Here is a 19,958-nt window from a genome sequence, read left to right as displayed (position 1 = left end):
TTACTCCCACTTGAAGAATCGGGTGGCGAGGACGAGCCCCGCGACGGACCACACGGCGAGGACGAGCAGCGGTTCACCCGGGAAAGCGGCGCCGTCCCGCAGGACCTGCCGGAGCCCGTCGGCGAGCGCCGAGACGGGCAGCAGCTCCAGGGCGGCCCGGACCCCGCCGGGGAACGTGCCAAGGGGGAAGACGACGCCGCCGAGGACCAGCAGCAGGATGTACACCAGGTTGGCGGCGGCGAGGGTCGCCTCGGCGCGCAGCGTCCCGGCCATGAGCAGCCCGAACCCGCTGAACGCGGCGGTGCCGAGCAGCAGCAGGACGATCACCGGGGCGGGGCCGCCGTGCGGGTGCCAGCCGAGCGCCAGCGCCACGGCGCAGATCACCGCGGCCTGAAGCGCCTCGACCGCGACCACCGTGAGGGTCTTGGCGGCGATGAGGCCGCTGCGCGGCAGCGGGGTGGCGCCGAGGCGTTTGAGCACTCCGTAGCGGCGCTCGAAGCCGGTGCCGATCGCCTGGCCGGTGAACGCGGTGGACATCACCGCGAGCGCGAGGACGCCCGGGGCGAGGAAGTCGACCCGGCGCCCGGAGCCGAGGTCCAGCAGGGACGTGGCGCTGAACAGCGTCAGCAGCACCACCGGGATGATCAGCGTCAGCAGGAGCTGCTCGCCGTTGCGCAGCAGCGCGCGGAACTCGTAGGCGGCCTGGGAGAGGACCATCCGCGGCAGCGGGACGGCGCCCGGCGCCGGCGTGAGGTCCAGCGGGGCGGACGGGGAGGCCGCGCCCGCCGGGGCGGGCGAGGAGGGAGAGGCGGTCATGAACGCAGCTCCCGCCCGGTCAGCTCCAGGAAGACGTCCTCCAGCGTGCGGCGCTCGATCCGCAGGTCCTCGGTCAGGACGCCGTGGGAGGCGCACCAGGCGGTGACGGTGGCCAGCAGCTCGGGGCGCACGTCGGCCTCGATCAGGTAGTGCCCGGCGGGCGACTCCTTGGCGGCGCTCCCGGCGGGCAGCGCGGTCAGCAGCTCCTCCAGGCCCAGGCCGGGGCGGGCGCGGAAGCGCAGCTGCCGCTCGGCGCCGGTCAGCTCGGACGGGGTGCCCTCGGCCACCACCGCGCCGTGGTCGACGATGACGACCCGGTCGGCGAGCCGCTCGGCCTCCTCCATGTGGTGGGTGGTGAGCACCACCGACGCCCCGGCGGCGCGCAGTTCCCCGATCAGCTCCCAGGTGGCGTGCCTGGCCTGCGGGTCGAGGCCGGTGGTGGGCTCGTCCAGGAAGACCAGCTCGGGCCGTCCGACCACGGCGACCGCCAGCGAGAGCCGCTGCTGCTGCCCGCCCGACATCCGCCGGAACGGGGTGCGGGCGTGCTCGGTGAGGCCGAGCCGCGCCAGCAGCGCGCCGGTGGGGAGCGGGGAGGAGTGGAACGAGGCGACCAGGTTCAGGAACTCCCCGGCCCGCGCCGTGGCGGGCACGCCCCCCGACTGCGGCATCACCCCGACCTTCGGCTTCAGCGCGCGCGCGTCGGCGACCGGGTCGAGCCCGAGGACCCGGACGGTGCCCGCGTCGGCGCGCCGGAAGCCCTCGCAGATCTCGATCGTGGTGGTCTTGCCGGCGCCGTTGGGGCCGAGCAGCGCGGTGACGGCGCCCCGGGCGGCGCTGAGCGACAGCCCGTCCACGGCCGTCGCCGCGCCATAGCGCTTGACGAGCGAGTCCAGCTCGACAGCGCCGTCTCCGGGGGGTGCCATGCAGACGAGTTTAGGTCCGGCTTCCGACAGCTCCGCGCCCGGCACCGCCGGTGCGCGGGACGGGAGGCGGCAACGGTCCGGTAAAGCCGTCCTCATCAGCGGGAATGCGGGTGCGGAGGCCGGGAGCCGCCCGGATCCGGGCTGGTTTCGCCCCACAGGCCCCGGGTAGCTCCCGCCTTGAGGATTCATGGCGTTCGGGGGGACGTGGATGGGCGGGAGGCCGGGAATGCCGTTCCACGTCGGGTCCGAGGTCGGCCGGCTGCGCCGGGTGCTGCTGCACCGGCCGGAGCTGTCGCTGAAGAGGCTCACCCCGTCCAACGCCGCCGACCTGCTCTTCGACGACGTGCTGTGGGTGAAGCGGGCGGGGGAGGAGCACGAGGAGTTCCAGGACGTGCTGCGCTCGCACGGCGTTGAGGTGCACCTGCTGCTCGACCTGCTCCACGAGACGGTCGGGATCCCCGAGGCCCGCAAGCACATCCTGGACTTCGCGGTCGACCCGCACTGGTACGGGCCGCTGGCGACCGACGCCATCCGCAACTGCTTCGACGCGATGGACGTGCGGGAGCTGGCGTCGTTCCTCATCGGCGGCATCACCAAGCGGGAGATGCTGGAGCGGATGCCCGAGCCGGCGTCCCTCGCGTTCCACTCGCTGGACCTGGACGGCTTCGTCCTGCCGCCGCTGCCCAACCACATGTTCACCCGCGACACCTCCTGCTGGATCTACGACGGCGTCTCGATCAACGCCATGCGCAAGAAGGCCAGGGCGCGCGAGACGGTGAACATGGAGGCGATCTACCGGTGGCACCCGCTGTTCGCGGACGGCTACGGCAGCCCGGACACGGGAGGGTTCCACGTCTGGAGCCCCGGCACCGCGATGGCGCCCGCCACGATCGAGGGCGGCGACGTCCTGGTGATCGGCAACGGCGCCGTCCTGGTCGGGATGAGCGAGCGCACCCAGCCGCAGGCGGTCGAGATGCTGGCGCAGTCGCTGTTCGCCGCCGGGCGCTGCGAGCGGATCGTGGCGCTGCGGATGCCGCGGAAGCGGGCGTTCATGCACCTGGACACCGTCATGACGATGGTCGACCACGGCGTGTTCACCACGTACGCGGGCCTGGGCCCGCTCCCGTCCCACACGGTCGAGCCCGGCGACACCGAGAAGGAGCTGAAGATCACCGATCACGCTCCGGAGGACATGTACCGGGCGATCGCCGCCGCGCTCGGCGGCGGCGACGTCAAGGTCCTGACGCCCACGCAGGACGTGTTCTCCGCCGAGCGCGAGCAGTGGGACGACGGCTCCAACGTCCTGGCGATCGAGCCGGGCGTGGTCGTCGCCTACGAGCGGAACGCGACCAGCAACAACCACCTGGGCCGCAACGGCGTGGAGGTCATCCCCATCCGCGGCAGCGAGCTCGGCCGCGGGCGCGGCGGCCCGCGCTGCATGAGCTGCCCCCTGGAGCGGGACGCCTGACGGGGTCCGGCCGCACGACGCCCACTCGTCCGACCAGAAGCGATCGGGAGACCGACCATGGCCTACAACCTGAGGGGACGCGGCTTCCTGAAGGAGCTGGACTTCTCGCCGAAGGAGTTCGGGTTCCTGCTGGACCTGGCGGCCGAGCTGAAGGCCGCCAAGTACAGCGGGACCGAGCGCAGGAGCCTGGCCGGCAGGAACATGGCGCTGATCTTCGAGAAGCCCTCCACCCGCACGCGCTGCGCCTTCGAGGTCGCCGCGCACGACCAGGGCGCCCACGCCACCTACCTCGACACCGCCGGCACGCAGATCGGCCACAAGGAGTCGATGAAGGACACCGCGCGCGTGCTGGGCCGGATGTTCGACGGCATCGAGTACCGCGGGTCGAGCCAGCGGCTCGTCGAGGAACTGGCCGAGTACTCCGGCGTGCCGGTGTGGAACGGCCTGACCGACGACTGGCACCCGACGCAGATGCTCGCCGACATGCTCACCATGCGCGAGCACAGCCCCAAGCCCCTGCACGAGGTCACCTACGCCTACCTCGGCGACGCCCACTACAACATGGGCCACTCCTACGTGGTGGCGGGCGCCCTGCTCGGCATGGACGTGCGCATCGTCGCGCCGCGGGCGCTCTGGCCCGACGAGGACCTGGTCGTCAAGCCCGCCATGGAGATCGCGGCCAGGACCGGCGCCGAGATCACGATCGTGGAGGACGTCGCGCAGGGCGTCCGGGGCGCCGACTTCGTCCTCACCGATGTCTGGGTGTCGATGGGGGAGCCCGGGCGGGTGTGGGACGAGCGGATCGGGCTGCTCAGGCCGTACCAGGTGAACTCCGACGTCATGCGCGCCACGGGCAACCCGCGTGTCAAGTTCATGCACTGCCTCCCGGCGTTCCACAATCGGGAGACCGCGGTGGGGGAGGACGTCTTCCAGAGGACCGGCCTTGACGCCCTTGAGGTCACCGAGGAGGTCTTCGAGTCGGACGCGTCGATCGTCTTCGACGAGGCCGAGAACCGGATGCACACGATCAAGGCGGTCATGGTGGCGACGCTGGGCTGAGCGGCGGCTCGGCCGGGCGCCTTTGACACGGGCGGAGGCAGCATGCGCGTACTGGTCGCGCTGGGCGGGAACGCGCTGGTCAGGCGCGGGGAGACGCCCGACGCCGATCTCCAGCGGGCGAACGTGATGAAGGCGGTGCGCTCGCTGGCGCCGCTCGCCGAGCGGCATGAGCTGATCGTCACGCACGGGAACGGGCCGCAGGTCGGGCTGCTGGCGCTGGAGAGCGTCAACGACCCGAGCCTGACCCGCCCCTACCCGCTGGACACCATCGGCGCCGAGACCCAGGGCATGATCGGCTACTGGATGCTCCAGGCGCTGCAGAACGCGCTGCCCGGCCGCCAGGTCGTCGCCCTGATCAACCAGACGCTCGTGTCGGCGGTCGACCCGGCGTTCGAGAACCCGACCAAGTTCGTCGGGCAGGTGTACACGCGGGAGGAGGCCGAGAAGCTGGCCCGCGACTACGGCTGGACGGTACGTCCGGACGGCGACGGCTGGCGCCGCGTGGTGCCGTCCCCGCGGCCGCAGCGGGTCATCGAGACGCGGCTCATCCGCCAGCTCGTCCGCGGCGGGACGGTCGTGGTCTGCGCCGGGGGCGGCGGCGTCCCGGTGTTCCGCAACGACGTCGGCCAGCTGGAGGGCGTCGAGGCGGTCATCGACAAGGACCTCACCGCCTCCGTCCTGGCCGAGACCCTGGAGGCCGACGCGTTCTTGATCCTCACCGACGTGCCCCGGGTGATGCGCCATTTCGGCACGCCGCGCCAGGAGGAGATCACTCACACCACGCCGCACGAGCTGCGCGCCGAGGACTTCCCCGCCGGGTCGATGGGCCCGAAGGTGGAGGCGGCCGCCGGGTTCGTCGAGCGGACGGGCGACATGGCCGCGATCGGCAAGCTCGACCAGTGCGTGCGGATCCTGGAGGGCGCGGCGGGCACGATCGTCACCCCCAACGCGACCTGGCCGCTGGCCAGCACGCTGTGACCACGCCCACGCGCAGGGCCGCGCAGGCCGGGTCCGGAGCCCTGCTGCACAGCCTGTTCCGGACCAAGCCGGTCGACCGGATCGTCGCCGAGGGCGGGCAGGGCGAGGGCGGCGAGCTCAAGCGGTCGATGAGCCTGCTGCAGCTCACGCTGTTCAGCGTCGGCGCGACCCTGGGCACCGGCATCTTCGTCGTGCTGGGGGAGGCGGTGCCCAGGGCGGGGCCCGCGGTGGTGCTGGCGTTCGTGCTGGCCGCTGTCACCGCGCTGTTCTCGGCCCTGTCGTACGCCGAGCTGGCCGGGACGATCCCGGTGTCCGGCTCGTCCTACTCCTACGCCTACGCCACGCTCGGCGAGCTGGTGGCGTGGGTCTGCGGATGGTGCCTGCTGCTGGAGTACGCGGTCTCGGTGTCGGCCGTCGCGGTCGGCTGGGGCTCCTACCTGAACGAGTTCTTCGACAAGGCGTTCCACTTCACGATGCCGGCCGCGATCAGCGACTCGCCCGGCGAGAACGGCGGGATCGTCAACCTGCCCGCCGTGGTCGTGGTGATGATCGCCATGGTCCTGCTGCTGCGCGGCACGTCCGAGAGCGCCATCGCCAACACGATCATGGTGTTCCTGAAGATCGGCGTGCTGCTGTTCTTCTGCGCGGTGGCCTTCACCGCGTTCAAGGCCGGCGACGTCACCCCGTTCGCGCCGATGGGCTGGGCCGGCATCAGCGCGGCGGGCTCCAAGGTGTTCTTCTCCTACATCGGCTTCGACGCCGCCTCCACCGCCGGGGAGGAGGCCAAGAACCCGCGCCGCGACCTGCCGCTCGCGATCGTCCTCTCGCTGGCCATCGTGACCGCGGTGTACGTGCTGGTCGGGCTGGCCGCCGTGGGCGCGATGCACTGGCGGCGGTTCGCGCTGAGCGGGTCGGAGGCGTCCCTGGCGCGGGTGCTGGACGAGTCGACCGGGCGGTCCTGGCCGTCGATGATCCTCTCGCTCGGCGCCGTGGTGGCCATCGCCAGCGTCGTCCTCACCGTCATGTACGGGCAGACCCGCATCCTGTTCGCGATGTCGCGCGACGGGCTCGTCCCGCCCGTCTTCCAGAAGGTGAGCCCCCGGCGGTCGGTGCCGGTCGCCAACACCATGATCGTGGCGGCGTTCATCTCGGTCCTCGCGGCGATGATCCCGCTCGGCCGGCTGGTGGACGCCACCAGTATCGGCACCCTGTTCGCGTTCGCCCTGGTGAGCGTGGGCGTCATGGTCCTGCGCCGGACCCGCCCGGAGCTGCCGCGCGGCTTCCGGACGCCGTTCTACCCGATCACCCCGCTCCTGGGGGTCGGGTTCTGCGTGTACCTGATGGTCGGCCTGGGCGGCGTGACCTGGCTCGTGTTCCTGCTGTGGGCGCTCGCCGGGCTGGCCGCCTACTTCCTGTACGGGCGGCGCCACTCCCGCCTGGCGGCCGCACCGGAAGGAGGCGGCCCGCCCGACTCCGGGAAGGGCGCGCCCGCCGCCGGAGAGGGGGAGCCGTGAGCGAGACCAGCGGCATGCGGGTGCTCGCGGGCTACTCGCCCGACGAGCGCGGCGACGACGCGCTGGCCCTGGCCGCGCTGGTCGCCCGCACCGCCGGGGCGGCGCTGACCGTCGCGAACGTCCACCCGCCCGCCTGGCCCGCGCGCGGCCCCGGGTCGGTCGACGCCGAATGGGTGGCCTATCTGAAGGAGCGGGCCGAGGACGCGCTGGACCGCGCGGCGGGACGGCTCCACGAGCTGAGGGTGCCGAAGGGGAGCGTGACGCGGCGGGTCCACGCCCACCGGGGCAGCGGACGCGGGCTCATCGAGATCGCGCGGGACGTCGGCGCCGACCTCGTCGTGGTCGGCTCGGCGCCGCGCGGCCGCCGAGGGCGCATCGCGATCGGCAGCACCGCCGACCAGCTGCTGCACAGCTCGCCCGTGCCCGTCCTGCTGGCGCCGCGCGGATACGCCGAGGAGGCGCCCGGGCGGTTCGAGCGGCTGACCGTCGCCTACTGGCGGCGGCGGGACGTGGAGGGCCCGCTGGCCGCGGCCGCCGGGATCGCCCACGTGCTGGGGCTGCCGATCCGGCTCGTCACGCTGGTGCTGAGGCCGCCCGGCCGGGGCGCCGAGCTCCGCGGCGCCGGCGACGTGATGGCCCGCCAGCTCGCCCAGGCCGAGGAGGACCTCGCCCTCGCCGCCGGGCTGTTCGGCGACGGGACGCGGGTGGCGACCGAGGCGGCGTCCGGGACCGGGATCGCCAAGGCGCTCGGCGCCGTCGATATGCTGCCGGGTGAGCTGCTGGCCTGCCTGTCCAGCCACGACGGCCCGCTGCGCAAGGTCTTCCTCGGTGAGAGCTCCGGGAAGATCGTCCGCACCGCGCCGTGCCCGGTGCTGGTGCTGCCGCGCGGCGCGCCCGTGGCGCCCGCCGCGAAGGTCAGAGGTATTAAAGGTTAGGTAAGGCTTACCTGCGTGAGGCACGACATTGGCAATCGGGTGTTTCGCGGGAAGGAATTACGGCACACTGATGTTGTGAAATACGTGAGCGAGGATCAGACGAGCACCGGGGCCGCCGCCGCGCGGCCTGTCGGCGTCCCGTCGTCCCCAGCTCACGGCGGCAAGGGCGGGTCCCGGTCGGCGGGCAAGGCCGGGGGAGTCGCGGGCGGCAACACCGAGCGCGACACGCGCGCCCGCGTCGCCCGGCTCATCCTGGAGCACGGCCCGGTCACCGCGTCCGCCCTCGGCGAGCGCGTCGGCCTCACCCCGGCCGCGATCCGCAGGCATCTGGACGCGCTGCTGCTCGAAGGCATGATAGAGATCCGCCGCGCAAGGCCGTCCCAGACCAGGCGCGGCCGCGGCAGGCCCGCCAAGTGGTTCGCCATCACCGACGCCGGGCGCAACGCGTTCGTCCACGCCTACGACGACCTCGCCACCAGCGCCCTGCGCTTCCTCGCCGAGACGGCCGGCGACCACGCGGTCGCCGAGTTCGCCCGGCGGCAGATCGCCGACCTCGAACGGCGCTACCGCCCCGTCGTGCAGGCGGCCCCGCCCCACCAGCGGGTCCGCACGCTCGCCGAGGCGCTGTCGGGCGACGGCTACGCGGCCGCCGCCGCCAAGGCGCCGCAGGGCTCCGGCGACCAGTTGTGCCAGCACCACTGCCCGGTCGCGCACGTCGCCGCGGAGTTCCCGCAGCTGTGCGAGGCCGAGACGGAGGCGTTCAGCCGCCTGCTGGGCACCCCCGTCCAGCGGCTGGCCACCATCGCCCACGGCGACGGGATCTGCACCACCCACGTCAGCTCCCGCTCGCTCTGCGAGGGCGGGACGGCGGAGGGTCCCGCCACCGGCAGCGTCACCCCTGGAGGGGACGCGGGGGAGCCGTCCCCCGAAGAGACCACGATCATTGACGAGGAGTCCGGGAGGACGTCCCTATGACTACGACAGCCCACCCTGAGCTGGAAGGGCTCGACAGGTACAAGTTCGGCTGGTCCGACTCGGACGCCGCCGGTGCCTCGGCCCGCCGCGGCCTGAGCGAGGACGTCGTCCGCGACATCTCGGCCAAGAAGAACGAGCCTGAGTGGATGCTCGACCTGCGCCTCAAGGGGCTGCGGCTGTTCGACAAGAAGCCGATGCCCAGCTGGGGCTCCGACCTGTCGGCCATCGACTTCGAGAACATCAAGTACTTCGTCCGCTCCACCGAGAAGCAGGCGGCGTCCTGGGAGGACCTCCCCGAGGACATCAAGAACACCTACGACAAGCTCGGCATCCCCGAGGCGGAGAAGCAGCGCCTCGTCGCCGGCGTCGCCGCCCAGTACGAGTCCGAGGTCGTCTACCACAAGATCCGTGAGGACCTTGAGGAGAAGGGCGTCATCTTCCTGGACACCGACACGGGCCTGCGCGAGCACCCGGAGATCTTCCAGGAGTACTTCGGCTCGGTGATCCCCGTCGGCGACAACAAGTTCGCCGCGCTGAACACCTCCGTGTGGTCGGGCGGCTCGTTCATCTACGTCCCGCCGGGCGTGCACGTGGAGATCCCGCTCCAGGCCTACTTCCGGATCAACACCGAGAACATGGGCCAGTTCGAGCGGACGCTGATCATCGCGGACGAGGGGTCCTACGTCCACTACGTCGAGGGCTGCACCGCCCCGATCTACAAGTCGGACTCGCTGCACTCGGCCGTCGTCGAGATCGTCGTGAAGAAGGACGCCCGCGTCCGCTACACGACCATCCAGAACTGGTCGAACAACGTCTACAACCTGGTCACCAAGCGCGCCGTCGCCTACGAGGGCGCCACGATGGAGTGGGTCGACGGCAACATCGGCTCCAAGGTCACGATGAAGTACCCGGCGGTCTACCTGCTCGGCGAGCACGCCAAGGGCGAGACCCTGTCGATCGCGTTCGCCGGCGCCGACCAGCACCAGGACGCGGGCGCCAAGATGGTGCACGCCGCGCCGCACACCTCGTCCACCATCGTCTCCAAGTCGGTGGCGCGGGGCGGCGGCCGCACCTCCTACCGGGGCCTGGTGCAGATCCAGGAGGGCGCCGAGCACAGCAAGTCCACCGTCAAGTGCGACGCGCTGCTGATCGACCAGATCAGCCGGTCCGACACCTACCCCTACGTCGACGTCCGCGAGGACGACGTGGAGATGGGCCACGAGGCCACCGTCTCCAAGGTGTCGGAGGACCAGCTGTTCTACCTGATGAGTCGCGGCCTCACCGAGGACGAGGCGATGGCCATGATCGTGCGCGGGTTCGTCGAGCCGATCGCGCGCGAGCTGCCGATGGAGTACGCCCTTGAGCTGAACCGGCTCATCGAGCTGCAGATGGAAGGAGCCGTCGGCTGATGGGCCTGGAAACCAAGCCTCTGTCGACGCTGCACGAGAAGGCGTCGCATGAGGTGGGCGACTTCGACGTGCCCACCGGCCGCGAGGAGGAGTGGCGGTTCACCCCGCTGCGCCGCCTGCGCGGCCTGCACAACGGGACCGCCGAGGCCCACGGCAAGGTCGTGGTCGAGGCCGAGGCGGCGCCGGAGGCGACCGTCGAGACGGTCGGCCGCGACGACCCCCGCCTCGGCCGGGCCTACGTGCCCTCCGACCGGGTCAGCGCGCAGGCGTGGTCGTCGTTCGCCCACGCCACCGTCGTGACCGTCCCGAAGGAGGCCGTCGCCTCGGCGCCGACCGTCCTGCGGCTGCGCGGCGAGGACTCCTCGGCCGCCGCCTACGGGCACACCACCGTGATCCTGGAGCCGTTCGCCGAGGCCACCGTCGTGCTCGCGCACCGCGGCTCGGCGACCTACGCCGACAACGTCGAGTTCATCGTCGGTGACGGCGCCCGCCTCTCGGTGATCAGCCTCCAGGACTGGGCCGACGACAGCGTCCATGTCTCGCACCAGCACGCCAGGCTCGGCCGCGACGCCCGGTTCGTCTCGCACAACATCTCCCTCGGCGGCGACCTCGTGCGGATCTCGCCGTCGGTCGCCTACGACGCGCCCGGCGGCGACGCCGCCATGTACGGGGTGTACTTCGCCGACGGGGGCCAGCACCTGGAGCACCGCCTCCTGGTCGACCACTCCCAGCCGAACTGCCGCAGCCGCGTCGACTACAGGGGAGCGCTCCAGGGCCAGGACGCGCACGCCGTCTGGATCGGCGACGTGATCATCCGTGTCGCGGCCGAGGGCACCGACACCTACGAGCTGAACCGCAACCTCGTCCTGACCGACGGGACCCGCGTCGACTCGGTGCCGAACCTGGAGATCCTCACCGGCGAGGTCGCCGGCGCGGGGCACGCCTCCGCGTCCGGCCGCCTGGACGACGAGCACCTGTTCTACCTCCAGGCCCGCGGCATCACCTTCGACGACGCCCGCCGCATGGTGGTGCGGGGCTTCCTCGGCCAGCTGATCGAGCGCATCGAGGTCCCCGAGGTGCGCGAGAAGGTCGCGGACGCCATCGAGGCCGAACTCGACCGGGGAGCGGGCCGCCGATGACCTACGTGAAGGCATGCCCGCTCGCCGACGTCCCCGCCGACGGGGCGCTCGGCGTCGAGATCGGCGACACCCCCGTCGCGATCGTCCGCAGCGGCGAGAACGTGTACGCCCTCAGCGACATCTGCTCGCACGCCGAGGTGTCGCTGTCGGAGGGCGAGGTCTACGACGGCACCATCGAGTGCTGGCTGCACGGGTCGTGCTTCGACGTGAGCAGCGGAAAGCCCACCAACCCGCCGGCCACGCAGCCGGTCGCCACCTACAAGGTCAAGGTCGAGGACGGCGACGTCTACGTCTCGCTCGGCTCCGACGACTAAGGAATAGCACGCACTATGGCCACGCTAGAGATTCGCGACCTCCACGTCTCCGTCGCCGACGGGTCAGACGGGACCAAGGAGATCCTGCGCGGGGTCGACCTGACCGTGAAGGCCGGCGAGACCCACGCGATCATGGGGCCGAACGGCTCCGGGAAGTCCACCCTCGCCTACGCGGTCGCCGGGCACCCCAAGTACGAGGTGACCTCCGGCGCCGTCACGCTCGACGGCGAGGACGTGCTGGCGATGTCGGTCGACGAACGGGCCCGCGCCGGCCTGTTCCTGGCGATGCAGTACCCGGTCGAGGTCCCCGGCGTGTCGGTGTCGAACTTCCTGCGCACGGCCGTCACCGCCGTCCGCGGCGAGGCCCCGAAGCTGCGCGAGTTCGCCAAGGAGATGAAGAAGGCGATGGACGACCTGTCCATCGACCCGGCGTTCGCGCAGCGCAGCCTGAACGAGGGCTTCTCCGGCGGCGAGAAGAAGCGCCACGAGATCCTCCAGATGGAGATGCTCCAGCCGAGGATCGCCGTCCTGGACGAGACCGACTCCGGCCTCGACGTCGACGCGCTCAAGGTCGTCTCCGAGGGCGTCAACCGCTTCTCCGGCGCCGACACCGGCGTCCTGCTCATCACCCACTACACGCGCATCCTGCGGTACGTGAAGCCCGACTTCGTGCACGTGTTCTCGGGCGGCCGCGTCGTCGCCCAGGGCGGGCCCGAGCTGGCCGACGTGCTGGAGAACGAGGGCTACGAGAAGTACGCGAAGGCGGGAGTGTCCTGATGGCCGGGGCCCTGCTGCCCGAAGAGCTGAAGAAGGACTTCCCGCTCCTGCGGCGCACCGTCCGCGGCGGCCGCCCCCTGATCTACCTCGACTCGGGGGCGACCTCGCAGAAGCCCGTCCAGGTGCTGGACGCGGAGCGCGGGTTCTACGAGCGCCACAACGCGGCGCCGCACCGGGGCGCGCACCTGCTCTCCGAGGAGGCGACCGAGGCGTACGAGAACGCGCGCGCCTCGATCGCCCGGTTCATCGGCGCGGTGCCCGGCGAGATCGTCCTCACCAAGAACGCCACCGAGGGCATCAACCTCGTGGCGTACGCGATGAGCAACGCCGCCACCGCGGGTGAGGAGGCGGAGCGCTTCAAGGTCGGCCCCGGCGACGAGATCGTCGTGACCGAGATGGAGCACCACGCCAACCTCGTCCCGTGGCAGCAGCTCTGCCGCCGGACGGGCGCCACCCTGCGCTGGTTCGGGCTCACCGACGGGGGCCGCCTCGACCTGGACGGCCTGGACGCCCTGGTGAACGAGCGCACCAAGCTCGTGGCGCTCACGCACCAGTCGAACGTGCTGGGCACCGTCCCGCCGATCGAGCTGATCGCGGCGCGCGCGCGCGAGGTCGGCGCGCTCGTCCTGCTGGACGCCGCCCAGTCGGTCCCGCACCAGCCGGTGGACGTGCGGGAGCTGGACGCCGACTTCCTGGCGTTCTCCGGCCACAAGATGCTCGGCCCGACCGGCATCGGCGTGCTGTGGGGCCGCGGCGAGCTGCTGGAGGTCATGCCCCCGTTCATCACCGGCGGGTCCATGATCGAGACCGTCCACATGGAGGCGACGACCTTCATGCCGCCGCCCCAGCGGTTCGAGGCGGGCGTGCCGATGACCGCGCAGGCCGTCGGCCTCGGCGCGGCCTGCGACTACCTCGCCGACCTCGGCATGGACCGCGTGCACGCGCACGAGGAGGCGCTGACCGCCTACTCGCTGGAGCGCCTCACCGAGATCCCCGGCGTCCGCGTCATCGGCCCCGGCACCACCGAGGCCCGCGGCGGCGCCGTGGCGTTCACGGTCGAGGACATCCACCCCCACGACGTCGGCCAGGTCCTGGACGAGCTGGGCGTCGAGGTGCGCGTCGGCCACCACTGCGCGTGGCCGATCTGCCGCCGCTTCGGCATCCCGGCCACGACCCGGGCGACGTTCTACCTCTACAACACCCTCGCCGACGTGGACGCGCTCGCCGACGGGGTACGTCAGGCGCAGAAGTTCTTCGGCACCTGAGGGCGGCCGGAACAGGCCCGGCCCTGTCCCGGTTGTAGCGAGAAAGGCTCGGAAAGGACGACATGCAGCTGGAGGCGATGTACCAGGAGGTCATCCTGGACCATTACCGCAACCCCCACCACAAGGGGCTGCGGGAGCCGTACGAGGGCGAAGCGCACCACGTCAACCCCACGTGCGGTGACGAGGTGACCCTGCGCGTCCACCTGGACGGGGAGGGCCAGGACGCCACCGTCGCCGACGTCTCGTACGACGCCATGGGCTGCTCGATCAGCCAGGCCAGCGCCTCGGTGATGACCGACCTGATCATCGGCAAGCCCGTCAAGGAGGCGATGGCGGTCGGCGAGGAGTTCCTGGCGCTCATGCAGTCGCGCGGCCGGGACGTCCAGCCCGACGAGGACGTCCTGGAGGACGCCATCGCCTTCGCCGGGGTCTCCAAGTACCCCGCCAGGATCAAGTGCGCCCTGCTCGCCTGGATGGCGTGGAAGGACGCGACCGCCCGCGCACTCGGAGAGGCATCATGACCGAAACCCCAGCGACCGGCACCGCCGCGGAGGGCGCCGAGCGCACCGGCCCCGAGGAGGAGATCTTCGAGGCGCTCAAGGACGTCGTCGACCCTGAGCTCGGCATCAACGTCGTCGACCTCGGCCTGGTGTACGGCGTCGACCTCGCCGACGAGGTCGCCACCCTGGACATGACCCTCACCAGCGCCGCCTGCCCCCTCACCGACGTGATCGAGGACCAGGCCCACAGCGCCCTGGAGGGCCTCGTCAAGGACGTCAAGATCAACTGGGTCTGGCTCCCCCCGTGGGGCCCCGACAAGATCAGCGACGACGGCCGCGACCAGCTCCGCGCCCTGGGCTTCAACGTCTGACCCGCAGGCTAGGGTGGGGTCACGTGAACGACGCCTTCCCCGACAGCGATCCCGGTGTGGTGGCCCGGCGCGCGGCCTCCTTCGGCAAGAGCGCGGCCGCCTACGCGCGGCAGCGCCCCGACTACCCCGACGCGGCCGTCCGCTGGGCCCTGGAGCCCGTCGCGGGACGGGCGCCGCTCCGCGTCCTGGACCTGGCCGCCGGAACCGGCAAGCTGACCGAGGTCCTGCTCCGCATCGGCCTGGACCCGTCCGACATCATCGCCGTGGAGCCCGACACGGCGATGCTCGGCGAGCTGCGGCGCCGCTTCCCCAGCGTGCGCGCCCTGGAGGGCCGCGCGGAGGCCATCCCCCTGGACGACGGCGCGGTCGACGCGGTCCTGGCCGGCCAGGCCATGCACTGGTTCGACCTCGATCGGGCCCTGCCGGAGATCCACCGCGTCCTCGCCCCTGGCGGCGTCCTGGCCGGGCTGTGGAACCGCGACGACGACCGGGTGCCCTGGGTCGCCGAGATGGGACGGCTCTCCCGCAACACGGCGTCGTTCGGCGAGTGGCGCCCGAGGGAACTCCCCAAGACGGCGCACTTCCCGGCCTTCGAACGGGCGGACTTCGCCCACGCCCACCGCCGGACGGCCGACTCCATGGTCGCCACCATCGGCACCCAGTCCCACATGCTCATCCTGGACGAGCCGGAACGCGAGACCGTCGTCAACCGCCTGCTCGGCTACCTGCGGGCCACCCCGGAGACGGCCGAAGGCGAATTCGACCTCCCCCTCATCACCCTGGCCGCCCGCGCCCTCAGGTGTACCTGAGGAACTCCGAGGTATCCAGCTCAGCACCGTCCATGCAGAGCACCCCGGTGACGGGCTGCCCGAACTTGGTGGTCACGATCTGCTCGTAGTTTCCCTTGGACTTGATCGGCTCTGTGTGGAGCATGCAGAGGCCGTCCCGAGGGTCGACGATCAAGTACTGAGGCGCGCCCGACCCCGCGTATCGGCGCCGCTTGCCCTCGTAGTCCTCGCGGTAGTTCCGCTGGGAGACCACCTCGACCAGAAGCTCGGTCTCATGCGCCCACGGTTTCGCCCCGGGCGCCAGCTGTTCCGGAACCACGATCAGGTCGGGGACGAGCTCCCCCGGGTCAGCGGTGAGCTGGAGGTCGACGTTCGTCACCTTGCACGTCCGGGGGCGGCGCACCTGATCTTGGATCTGGGCGATGATGACGCCGTGTTCCCAGCGGGTCCCGGTGAGGATCAGGATCGTGTCCCCGAGTGATTCGAGCTTGCGGAAGGTGAAGCCCTTCGTCTCCGCGAACGCCGCCAACTGATCCGAAGCCGTCACTGGGTCCGTCCTCATCAGTGCAGGGGTGTCTGGACGGACAGTATGGCACTTGTCACTTTCAGTGCATGCGCTTTGCGGCGTTCTGGGTTCTGGGCTTCTTGGGGTTGGAGGGCCAGAGGGTGTGGGTGATCGGCCAGAGGGACCAGATCGCCAGGATCGCGCCGAGGCGGGCCGTCCAGCCCTGGAGTTGGTCGGTGCGGTCGGGGTCGTCGACCAGGACGATCATGAGGAGGAGGATGCCGCAGGCCACGGCCGTCGCGATGGCCGCCTTGCCGAACTCCCGCCATTCGTAGCGGGTGCGGGGGCGGCCGTGGGAAGGTTTGCCGGTGGGCCGGGGGCCGCCCGCGAAGCGGTGGGCGAAGCGTTCGTCCGCCCAGCGGACCATGCTGTGCCCGAAGGCGACCGAGTAGCCGATGTAGGCGGCGGCCAGGCCGTGGCCGAAGCTCGCGGTCGCGCCGTTGCGCAGGTCGATCACCGTGACCGTCAGCAGGACGACGTCGACCAGCGGGACGCACAGCAGGAGCGCGGCGCCGGTCCGGCGCCACCGCAGGAGGTAGCGGGCGGTGAGCCCGGCCAGGAGGACGACCCAGAAGCCGATCTCGCAGGCGGCGATGACGGTGACGAGCATCAGCCGCTCGTCTCGGGCGCGGTGGTTCGCACGGTGCGGCCTTTCGTCGGAGGTTCCCCTCCATCGTCGATCGCGGGGGTGCGCGGGGGCGTCCGCTGGGGTGAGGGTTCGGGGGTCCTCCGAAGGATGTACGGGCCGCCGTCGGCAGGTCGGACGCGCCAGGCCCGCCGGGATGCTGAGATAGGGGCGTGCCGTTCATCCGCCGCCTCACCACCTGGCATGACGCGCTCATCGCCCTGGGTGCGCTGGCCGGGGGCCTGCTGCTGCTGGCCGCGCACGGGTACTCGACGTGGTCGCACGAGGAGCACGTGCCGTTCGGTCTGCGGGTCGCCGCGCTGCTCGGGCTCTGCTCGGCCACGCTGCTGCGGCGGACGGCGCCGCTCACGGGGCTCGCGCTGGCGACGCCGTTCAACTTCGCGGACGTGGTCATGGGGCCGAGCCTCGCGACCGCGATGATCTTCGGGGACGCGCTGTACGCGGCGAGCCTGTACGGGCGGCGGCGCACGGCGGAGTGGCTGCTGGGCACGACGATCGGCGCGTCGCTGGCGGCGGCGGGCGGCGTCGGGGCCGCGCTCGGCGACAGCCGCATCGCGGTGCTGACGGCGATGGCGGTGCGCGAGCACCGGTTCAAGGCGGAGGCCGAGCGGGAGCGCGCCGAGCAGGTGGCGCGGCTGGCCGAGCTCGACCGGCGGGCGGCGGTGAGCGCCGAGCGCGCGCGGATGGCCCGGGAGCTGCACGACGTGATCGCCAACCATCTGAGCGCCGTGGCGCTGCACTCCTCGGCCGTGCTGAAGGTGCCCGACCTCGACCGGGAGGGCGTCAACCGGGCGATGAGGGTCATCCGGGAGAACAGCGTGCAGGGGCTGGCGGAGATGCGGCGGATGATCGGGCTGCTGCGGGAGGGCGGCGGCGAGGAGGCCGCGACCGCGCCGCGGCTGGCCGAGCTGGGCCGGCTGGTGGAGAACACGGCGCGGACGGACCTGTCGGCGGCGCTGGAGGTCGCGGGGGAGCGGCCCGAGCTGCCCGCGGCGGTCGAGCTGGCCGCCTACCGGATCGTCCAGGAGTCGCTGACGAACGCGCTCAAGCACGCCGGGCCGGGGCGCGCGGAGGTCAAGGTCGAGTACGCGCGGGGACGTGTGGTGATCGACGTGCTGAGCCCGCTCGGGCGGGACGGATCGCGACTGCCGGGGTCCGGGAGCGGGCTGATCGGGATGCGGGAGCGGGCGGCGGTGCTGGCCGGGGCGTTCGACGCGGGGCCGGACGGCGGCCGCTGGCGCGTGCACGCCGAGCTGCCCACCGAGCCGATGGAGAGGACGCCATGATCGAAGTGCTGGTCGCCGACGACCAGGCCGCGGTGCGGGCCGGGCTGGTGCTGATCCTCGGCGCGGCGCCGGACGTGCGGGTGGTCGGGGAGGCCGCCGACGGGGAGCGGGCGGTGGCGCTGGCCCGCGAGCTGCGCCCGGACGTGGTGCTCATGGACGTCCGCATGCCGCGCCTGGACGGCATCAGCGCCACCCGGGAGATCGCCGGGTTCACCGATGTGCTGGTGCTGACCACCTTCGACGTTGACGAGTACGTCTTCGGGGCGCTGCGGGCGGGCGCGGCCGGGTTCCTGCTCAAGGACGTCGACGCCGACCGGCTGGTGGAGGCCGTGCGGACGGTGGCGGCCGGGGAGGGGATCATCGCCCCCAAGGTCACCCGGCGGCTGATCGGCGCGTTCGCGTCCCGTCCGGCGGTCCCGGGCCCGTCCGGGCTGGACGAGCTGACGCCGCGCGAGCGCGAGGTCTTCGCGTGCCTGGGGGAGGGGCTGTCGAACGGGCAGATCGCGCGGCGGCTCGACATGGCGGAGACCACCACCAAGACCCATGTCAGCCGCATTCTGGGCAAGCTGGGGCTCCGGAGCCGCGTCCAGGCCGCCATCCTCGCGCAGGAGACGGCCGCCGCCGGGCCTTCCGGCCCGGGGGACCGCAAAGGATCACCCGGACCGGTCTGACGCGGCAGCGGCGGTCTCAGGGCGCCAGGCTGCGGATCAGGTCGGCGACCCGGACGATGCCGAGGCACCGGCCGACCTCGTCCACCACGACCAGGTCGTCGTAGACGCGCTCGTCCTCGCGGCCCGCGGCCCGCAGCGCCGCGACCGCCGGCACCGTGCGCGGCACCGGACGCGGCGGGTCGGCCAGCCGCGCGGCGGGCCTGTGGGCGTGCAGGGCGTGCCCGTACGCGCCCGACAGGCGCAGCAGGAACCGCGTGCGGTCCACCGTGGCGCGCGGCCGCTGCCGCTCGTCGACCAGGACGATGCTGGTGATGCCCGTCTCGGCGTTCAGCGCGGTGAGCACCTCGTCGGCGGTCGCGGTGTGGGGCAGGGTCACCGCCGGGAGCGTGAACTCCGAGACGCGGGGGCCGAGCCCCGCGTCCGGCGGCGCCGCGGGCTCCTCGCGGGACGCGACCGGGACGGTGATCGGCATCCCCGGCCGCCACTCCGGCGGCGCGAGGGCCGTCCCCTGGACGAGCCGGACGCCCAGCTCGCGCAGGTGCACCACCTGGTCCTGCGTCGCGAGGCCGGGCGCCAGGACGTGCGTGCCGAGGCGGTGCGCCAGCTCCACCAGGCTCGCCACCAGGGCCGAGCGCCGCGGTTCCGACTTGGCTCTGCGGGCCAGCTCGGGATCGAGTTTCAGCAGGTAGGACGCGCCGTCCACCAGCAGGTCCAGCGGCGCGTGGCTCGCGCCGAGGCCCGCGAGGCCGACGAGGTAGCCCGCCCGGCGCAGCCCGGACAGCGCCGCCGCGACGGTCGGGCGCTGCGCCGGCGGGAACCCGCCCGCGACGCAGATGATGAACTCTTGTGGACGCCTCCCCGTCTCGCCGAGCCCGTAGTGCAGCTCGCTGAGGAAGGCGTCTCCGTGGGTCAGGGTCTCGGCTCGGAGGCCGATCTGTAGCGGCAGGGGGGTGCCCAGATCCGCGGTCGCGCGGGCCGCGTCGACCGCGCGGCGCACGTCCTCGGACGCGGGGTCGACCCGCGCCGGGGGATGATGCGCCGCGGGCGGGCCCGCATGCGTCTCCACGGCGACGACGGTGCCGGTGCCGAGATCGACCACCGGATGGAACACCGCACGCGCCGGGAGCAGGACATCAACGGCTGACACAACCGCATCATGGCGCCTTTGGACCCGTGAAGCACCACTTGTCGGGCGAAGTTAACGCACAATTCGCCGCAGGTCGCGGGCCGAATCACATTCCGCGGCCGCCCGCCGCCGCCGACAGCAGGTAGGTCGCGCCCGCCACGGCCGCCAGCCAGGCGTAGGCGGTGATGTCGGCGCCGCGCAGCGCCTGGACGATCAGCGCGCCGACCACGGCCACGGTCAGCACGTCGCCGGTCATCGCGGCGGCCCGCAGGTGCGCGCGGGCGCGGTGGCCCGAGCCGAAGCCCTCGCTGAGGGGCAGCGCCGGCTCGTTGCGCCGGTAGGCGAGGTACGCCGCGTACCCGGTCAGCGCGGCGAGCGCGACGAGGGCCGTCCCCGACCGCCCGTCGGCGGCCAGCACGGCCCCGACCACCAC

The 19,958-nt window shown here is 72.3% G+C and carries 22 protein-coding genes; 16 read left to right on the top strand and 6 right to left on the bottom strand.

Annotated elements, in window-relative coordinates; all coding sequences use genetic code 11:
- Entirely contained in the window at positions 1–816 is an 816-nt protein-coding gene (locus E1298_RS19325; protein ID WP_131895175.1) for an ABC transporter permease, read from the bottom strand.
- A complete protein-coding gene (locus tag E1298_RS19320) occupies positions 813–1,739 on the bottom strand; it encodes an ABC transporter ATP-binding protein (RefSeq protein ID WP_131895173.1) in 927 nt (308 codons plus the stop codon). The genes E1298_RS19325 and E1298_RS19320 overlap by 4 nt, the downstream gene beginning before the upstream one ends.
- Positions 1,740–1,965: 226 nt before the next feature.
- Here E1298_RS19320 and E1298_RS19315 point away from each other — a divergent pair, with 226 nt between their 5' ends.
- From E1298_RS19315 to E1298_RS19250, 14 genes are all read left to right on the top strand, one after another.
- Positions 1,966–3,207 (top strand): arginine deiminase, encoded by a 1,242-nt coding sequence (locus E1298_RS19315; protein ID WP_131895171.1) that lies wholly within the window; start codon positions 1,966–1,968, stop codon positions 3,205–3,207.
- A gap of 57 nt (positions 3,208–3,264) precedes the next feature.
- Entirely contained in the window at positions 3,265–4,266 is a 1,002-nt protein-coding gene (gene argF / locus E1298_RS19310; protein ID WP_131895169.1) for an ornithine carbamoyltransferase, read from the top strand.
- Between the two features lie 42 nt (positions 4,267–4,308).
- Positions 4,309–5,244, top strand: coding sequence for a carbamate kinase (arcC, locus tag E1298_RS19305; RefSeq protein WP_131895167.1), 936 nt, complete (start codon positions 4,309–4,311; stop codon positions 5,242–5,244).
- The gene (locus E1298_RS19300) at positions 5,241–6,758 is read left to right on the top strand and encodes an amino acid permease (RefSeq protein ID WP_131895165.1); all 1,518 of its coding nucleotides are present in this window, start codon (positions 5,241–5,243) and stop codon (positions 6,756–6,758) included. Before arcC ends, E1298_RS19300 begins: the two co-directional genes overlap by 4 nt.
- Positions 6,755–7,693 (top strand): universal stress protein, encoded by a 939-nt coding sequence (locus tag E1298_RS19295; protein WP_243725666.1) that lies wholly within the window; start codon positions 6,755–6,757, stop codon positions 7,691–7,693. Before E1298_RS19300 ends, E1298_RS19295 begins: the two co-directional genes overlap by 4 nt.
- 249 nt (positions 7,694–7,942) lie before the next feature.
- The gene (locus E1298_RS19290; RefSeq protein WP_424923102.1) at positions 7,943–8,668 is read left to right on the top strand and encodes a helix-turn-helix transcriptional regulator; all 726 of its coding nucleotides are present in this window, start codon (positions 7,943–7,945) and stop codon (positions 8,666–8,668) included.
- Positions 8,665–10,077, top strand: coding sequence for a Fe-S cluster assembly protein SufB (gene sufB, locus E1298_RS19285; protein WP_131895161.1), 1,413 nt, complete (start codon positions 8,665–8,667; stop codon positions 10,075–10,077). Before E1298_RS19290 ends, sufB begins: the two co-directional genes overlap by 4 nt.
- Positions 10,077–11,216: a Fe-S cluster assembly protein SufD gene (gene sufD / locus E1298_RS19280; RefSeq protein WP_131895159.1), complete on the top strand. Its 1,140-nt coding sequence runs from the start codon at positions 10,077–10,079 to the stop codon at positions 11,214–11,216. The genes sufB and sufD overlap by 1 nt, the downstream gene beginning before the upstream one ends.
- Positions 11,213–11,530, top strand: a complete 318-nt coding sequence (locus E1298_RS19275) for a non-heme iron oxygenase ferredoxin subunit (protein WP_131895157.1) — start codon at positions 11,213–11,215, stop codon at positions 11,528–11,530. Before sufD ends, E1298_RS19275 begins: the two co-directional genes overlap by 4 nt.
- Before the next feature lie 15 nt (positions 11,531–11,545).
- The gene (gene sufC, locus E1298_RS19270; protein WP_131895155.1) at positions 11,546–12,307 is read left to right on the top strand and encodes a Fe-S cluster assembly ATPase SufC; all 762 of its coding nucleotides are present in this window, start codon (positions 11,546–11,548) and stop codon (positions 12,305–12,307) included.
- The gene (locus E1298_RS19265; protein WP_131895153.1) at positions 12,307–13,572 is read left to right on the top strand and encodes a cysteine desulfurase; all 1,266 of its coding nucleotides are present in this window, start codon (positions 12,307–12,309) and stop codon (positions 13,570–13,572) included. The genes sufC and E1298_RS19265 overlap by 1 nt, the downstream gene beginning before the upstream one ends.
- A 62-nt stretch (positions 13,573–13,634) precedes the next feature.
- Positions 13,635–14,093 carry a Fe-S cluster assembly sulfur transfer protein SufU gene (gene sufU / locus E1298_RS19260; RefSeq protein ID WP_131895151.1) on the top strand — a complete coding sequence of 153 codons (459 nt, stop codon included), beginning with the start codon at positions 13,635–13,637 and terminating at the stop codon, positions 14,091–14,093.
- Entirely contained in the window at positions 14,090–14,443 is a 354-nt protein-coding gene (locus tag E1298_RS19255; RefSeq protein ID WP_131895149.1) for a metal-sulfur cluster assembly factor, read from the top strand. Before sufU ends, E1298_RS19255 begins: the two co-directional genes overlap by 4 nt.
- A 23-nt stretch (positions 14,444–14,466) precedes the next feature.
- On the top strand, positions 14,467–15,252 hold the full coding sequence (locus E1298_RS19250) for a class I SAM-dependent methyltransferase (RefSeq protein WP_131895147.1): 786 nt from the start codon (positions 14,467–14,469) through the stop codon (positions 15,250–15,252).
- On the opposite strand, the gene E1298_RS19245 is transcribed toward E1298_RS19250, so the two are convergent.
- Both E1298_RS19245 and E1298_RS19240 read right to left on the bottom strand, forming a co-directional pair.
- Positions 15,239–15,778, bottom strand: a complete 540-nt coding sequence (locus E1298_RS19245) for a Uma2 family endonuclease (RefSeq protein ID WP_165975548.1) — start codon at positions 15,776–15,778, stop codon at positions 15,239–15,241. The two genes, E1298_RS19250 and E1298_RS19245, sit on opposite strands and share 14 nt — an antisense overlap.
- A 58-nt stretch (positions 15,779–15,836) precedes the next feature.
- On the bottom strand, positions 15,837–16,406 hold the full coding sequence (locus E1298_RS19240) for a hypothetical protein (RefSeq protein ID WP_131895143.1): 570 nt from the start codon (positions 16,404–16,406) through the stop codon (positions 15,837–15,839).
- 188 nt (positions 16,407–16,594) lie between these two features.
- On the opposite strand from E1298_RS19240, the gene E1298_RS19235 reads away from it, so the two are divergent.
- Both E1298_RS19235 and E1298_RS19230 read left to right on the top strand, forming a co-directional pair.
- Positions 16,595–17,728, top strand: coding sequence for a sensor histidine kinase (locus E1298_RS19235; RefSeq protein ID WP_243725665.1), 1,134 nt, complete (start codon positions 16,595–16,597; stop codon positions 17,726–17,728).
- Positions 17,725–18,399: a response regulator gene (locus tag E1298_RS19230; protein WP_131895141.1), complete on the top strand. Its 675-nt coding sequence runs from the start codon at positions 17,725–17,727 to the stop codon at positions 18,397–18,399. The genes E1298_RS19235 and E1298_RS19230 overlap by 4 nt, the downstream gene beginning before the upstream one ends.
- A gap of 16 nt (positions 18,400–18,415) precedes the next feature.
- On the opposite strand, the gene E1298_RS19225 is transcribed toward E1298_RS19230, so the two are convergent.
- Entirely contained in the window at positions 18,416–19,546 is a 1,131-nt protein-coding gene (locus E1298_RS19225; protein ID WP_243725664.1) for an EAL domain-containing protein, read from the bottom strand.
- Between the two features lie 85 nt (positions 19,547–19,631).
- Positions 19,632–19,958, bottom strand: a 327-nt coding sequence (locus E1298_RS19220; protein WP_131895139.1) for an ABC transporter permease, incomplete at its 5' end; no start/stop codon positions are given.

The organism is Actinomadura rubrisoli (assembly GCF_004349215.1).
Classification (GTDB): domain Bacteria; phylum Actinomycetota; class Actinomycetes; order Streptosporangiales; family Streptosporangiaceae; genus Spirillospora; species Spirillospora rubrisoli.
The sequence above is the reverse complement of the archived record's forward strand: the minus strand, read 5'-3'. Positions and strand labels throughout refer to the sequence as shown.

What these genes read in the sequence shown, in the direction of transcription:
- E1298_RS19325 (WP_131895175.1), bottom strand. Translation starts at nt 816, where the DNA reads ATGACCGCCTCTCCCTCCTCGCCCGCCCCGGCGGGCGCGGCCTCCCCG.
- E1298_RS19320 (WP_131895173.1), bottom strand. Translation starts at nt 1,739, where the DNA reads ATGGCACCCCCCGGAGACGGCGCTGTCGAGCTGGACTCGCTCGTCAAG.
- E1298_RS19315 (WP_131895171.1), top strand. Translation starts at nt 1,966, where the DNA reads ATGCCGTTCCACGTCGGGTCCGAGGTCGGCCGGCTGCGCCGGGTGCTG.
- argF (WP_131895169.1), top strand. Translation starts at nt 3,265, where the DNA reads ATGGCCTACAACCTGAGGGGACGCGGCTTCCTGAAGGAGCTGGACTTC.
- arcC (WP_131895167.1), top strand. Translation starts at nt 4,309, where the DNA reads ATGCGCGTACTGGTCGCGCTGGGCGGGAACGCGCTGGTCAGGCGCGGG.
- sufB (WP_131895161.1), top strand. Translation starts at nt 8,665, where the DNA reads ATGACTACGACAGCCCACCCTGAGCTGGAAGGGCTCGACAGGTACAAG.
- sufD (WP_131895159.1), top strand. Translation starts at nt 10,077, where the DNA reads ATGGGCCTGGAAACCAAGCCTCTGTCGACGCTGCACGAGAAGGCGTCG.
- E1298_RS19275 (WP_131895157.1), top strand. Translation starts at nt 11,213, where the DNA reads ATGACCTACGTGAAGGCATGCCCGCTCGCCGACGTCCCCGCCGACGGG.
- sufC (WP_131895155.1), top strand. Translation starts at nt 11,546, where the DNA reads ATGGCCACGCTAGAGATTCGCGACCTCCACGTCTCCGTCGCCGACGGG.
- E1298_RS19265 (WP_131895153.1), top strand. Translation starts at nt 12,307, where the DNA reads ATGGCCGGGGCCCTGCTGCCCGAAGAGCTGAAGAAGGACTTCCCGCTC.
- sufU (WP_131895151.1), top strand. Translation starts at nt 13,635, where the DNA reads ATGCAGCTGGAGGCGATGTACCAGGAGGTCATCCTGGACCATTACCGC.
- E1298_RS19255 (WP_131895149.1), top strand. Translation starts at nt 14,090, where the DNA reads ATGACCGAAACCCCAGCGACCGGCACCGCCGCGGAGGGCGCCGAGCGC.
- E1298_RS19240 (WP_131895143.1), bottom strand. Translation starts at nt 16,406, where the DNA reads ATGCTCGTCACCGTCATCGCCGCCTGCGAGATCGGCTTCTGGGTCGTC.
- E1298_RS19230 (WP_131895141.1), top strand. Translation starts at nt 17,725, where the DNA reads ATGATCGAAGTGCTGGTCGCCGACGACCAGGCCGCGGTGCGGGCCGGG.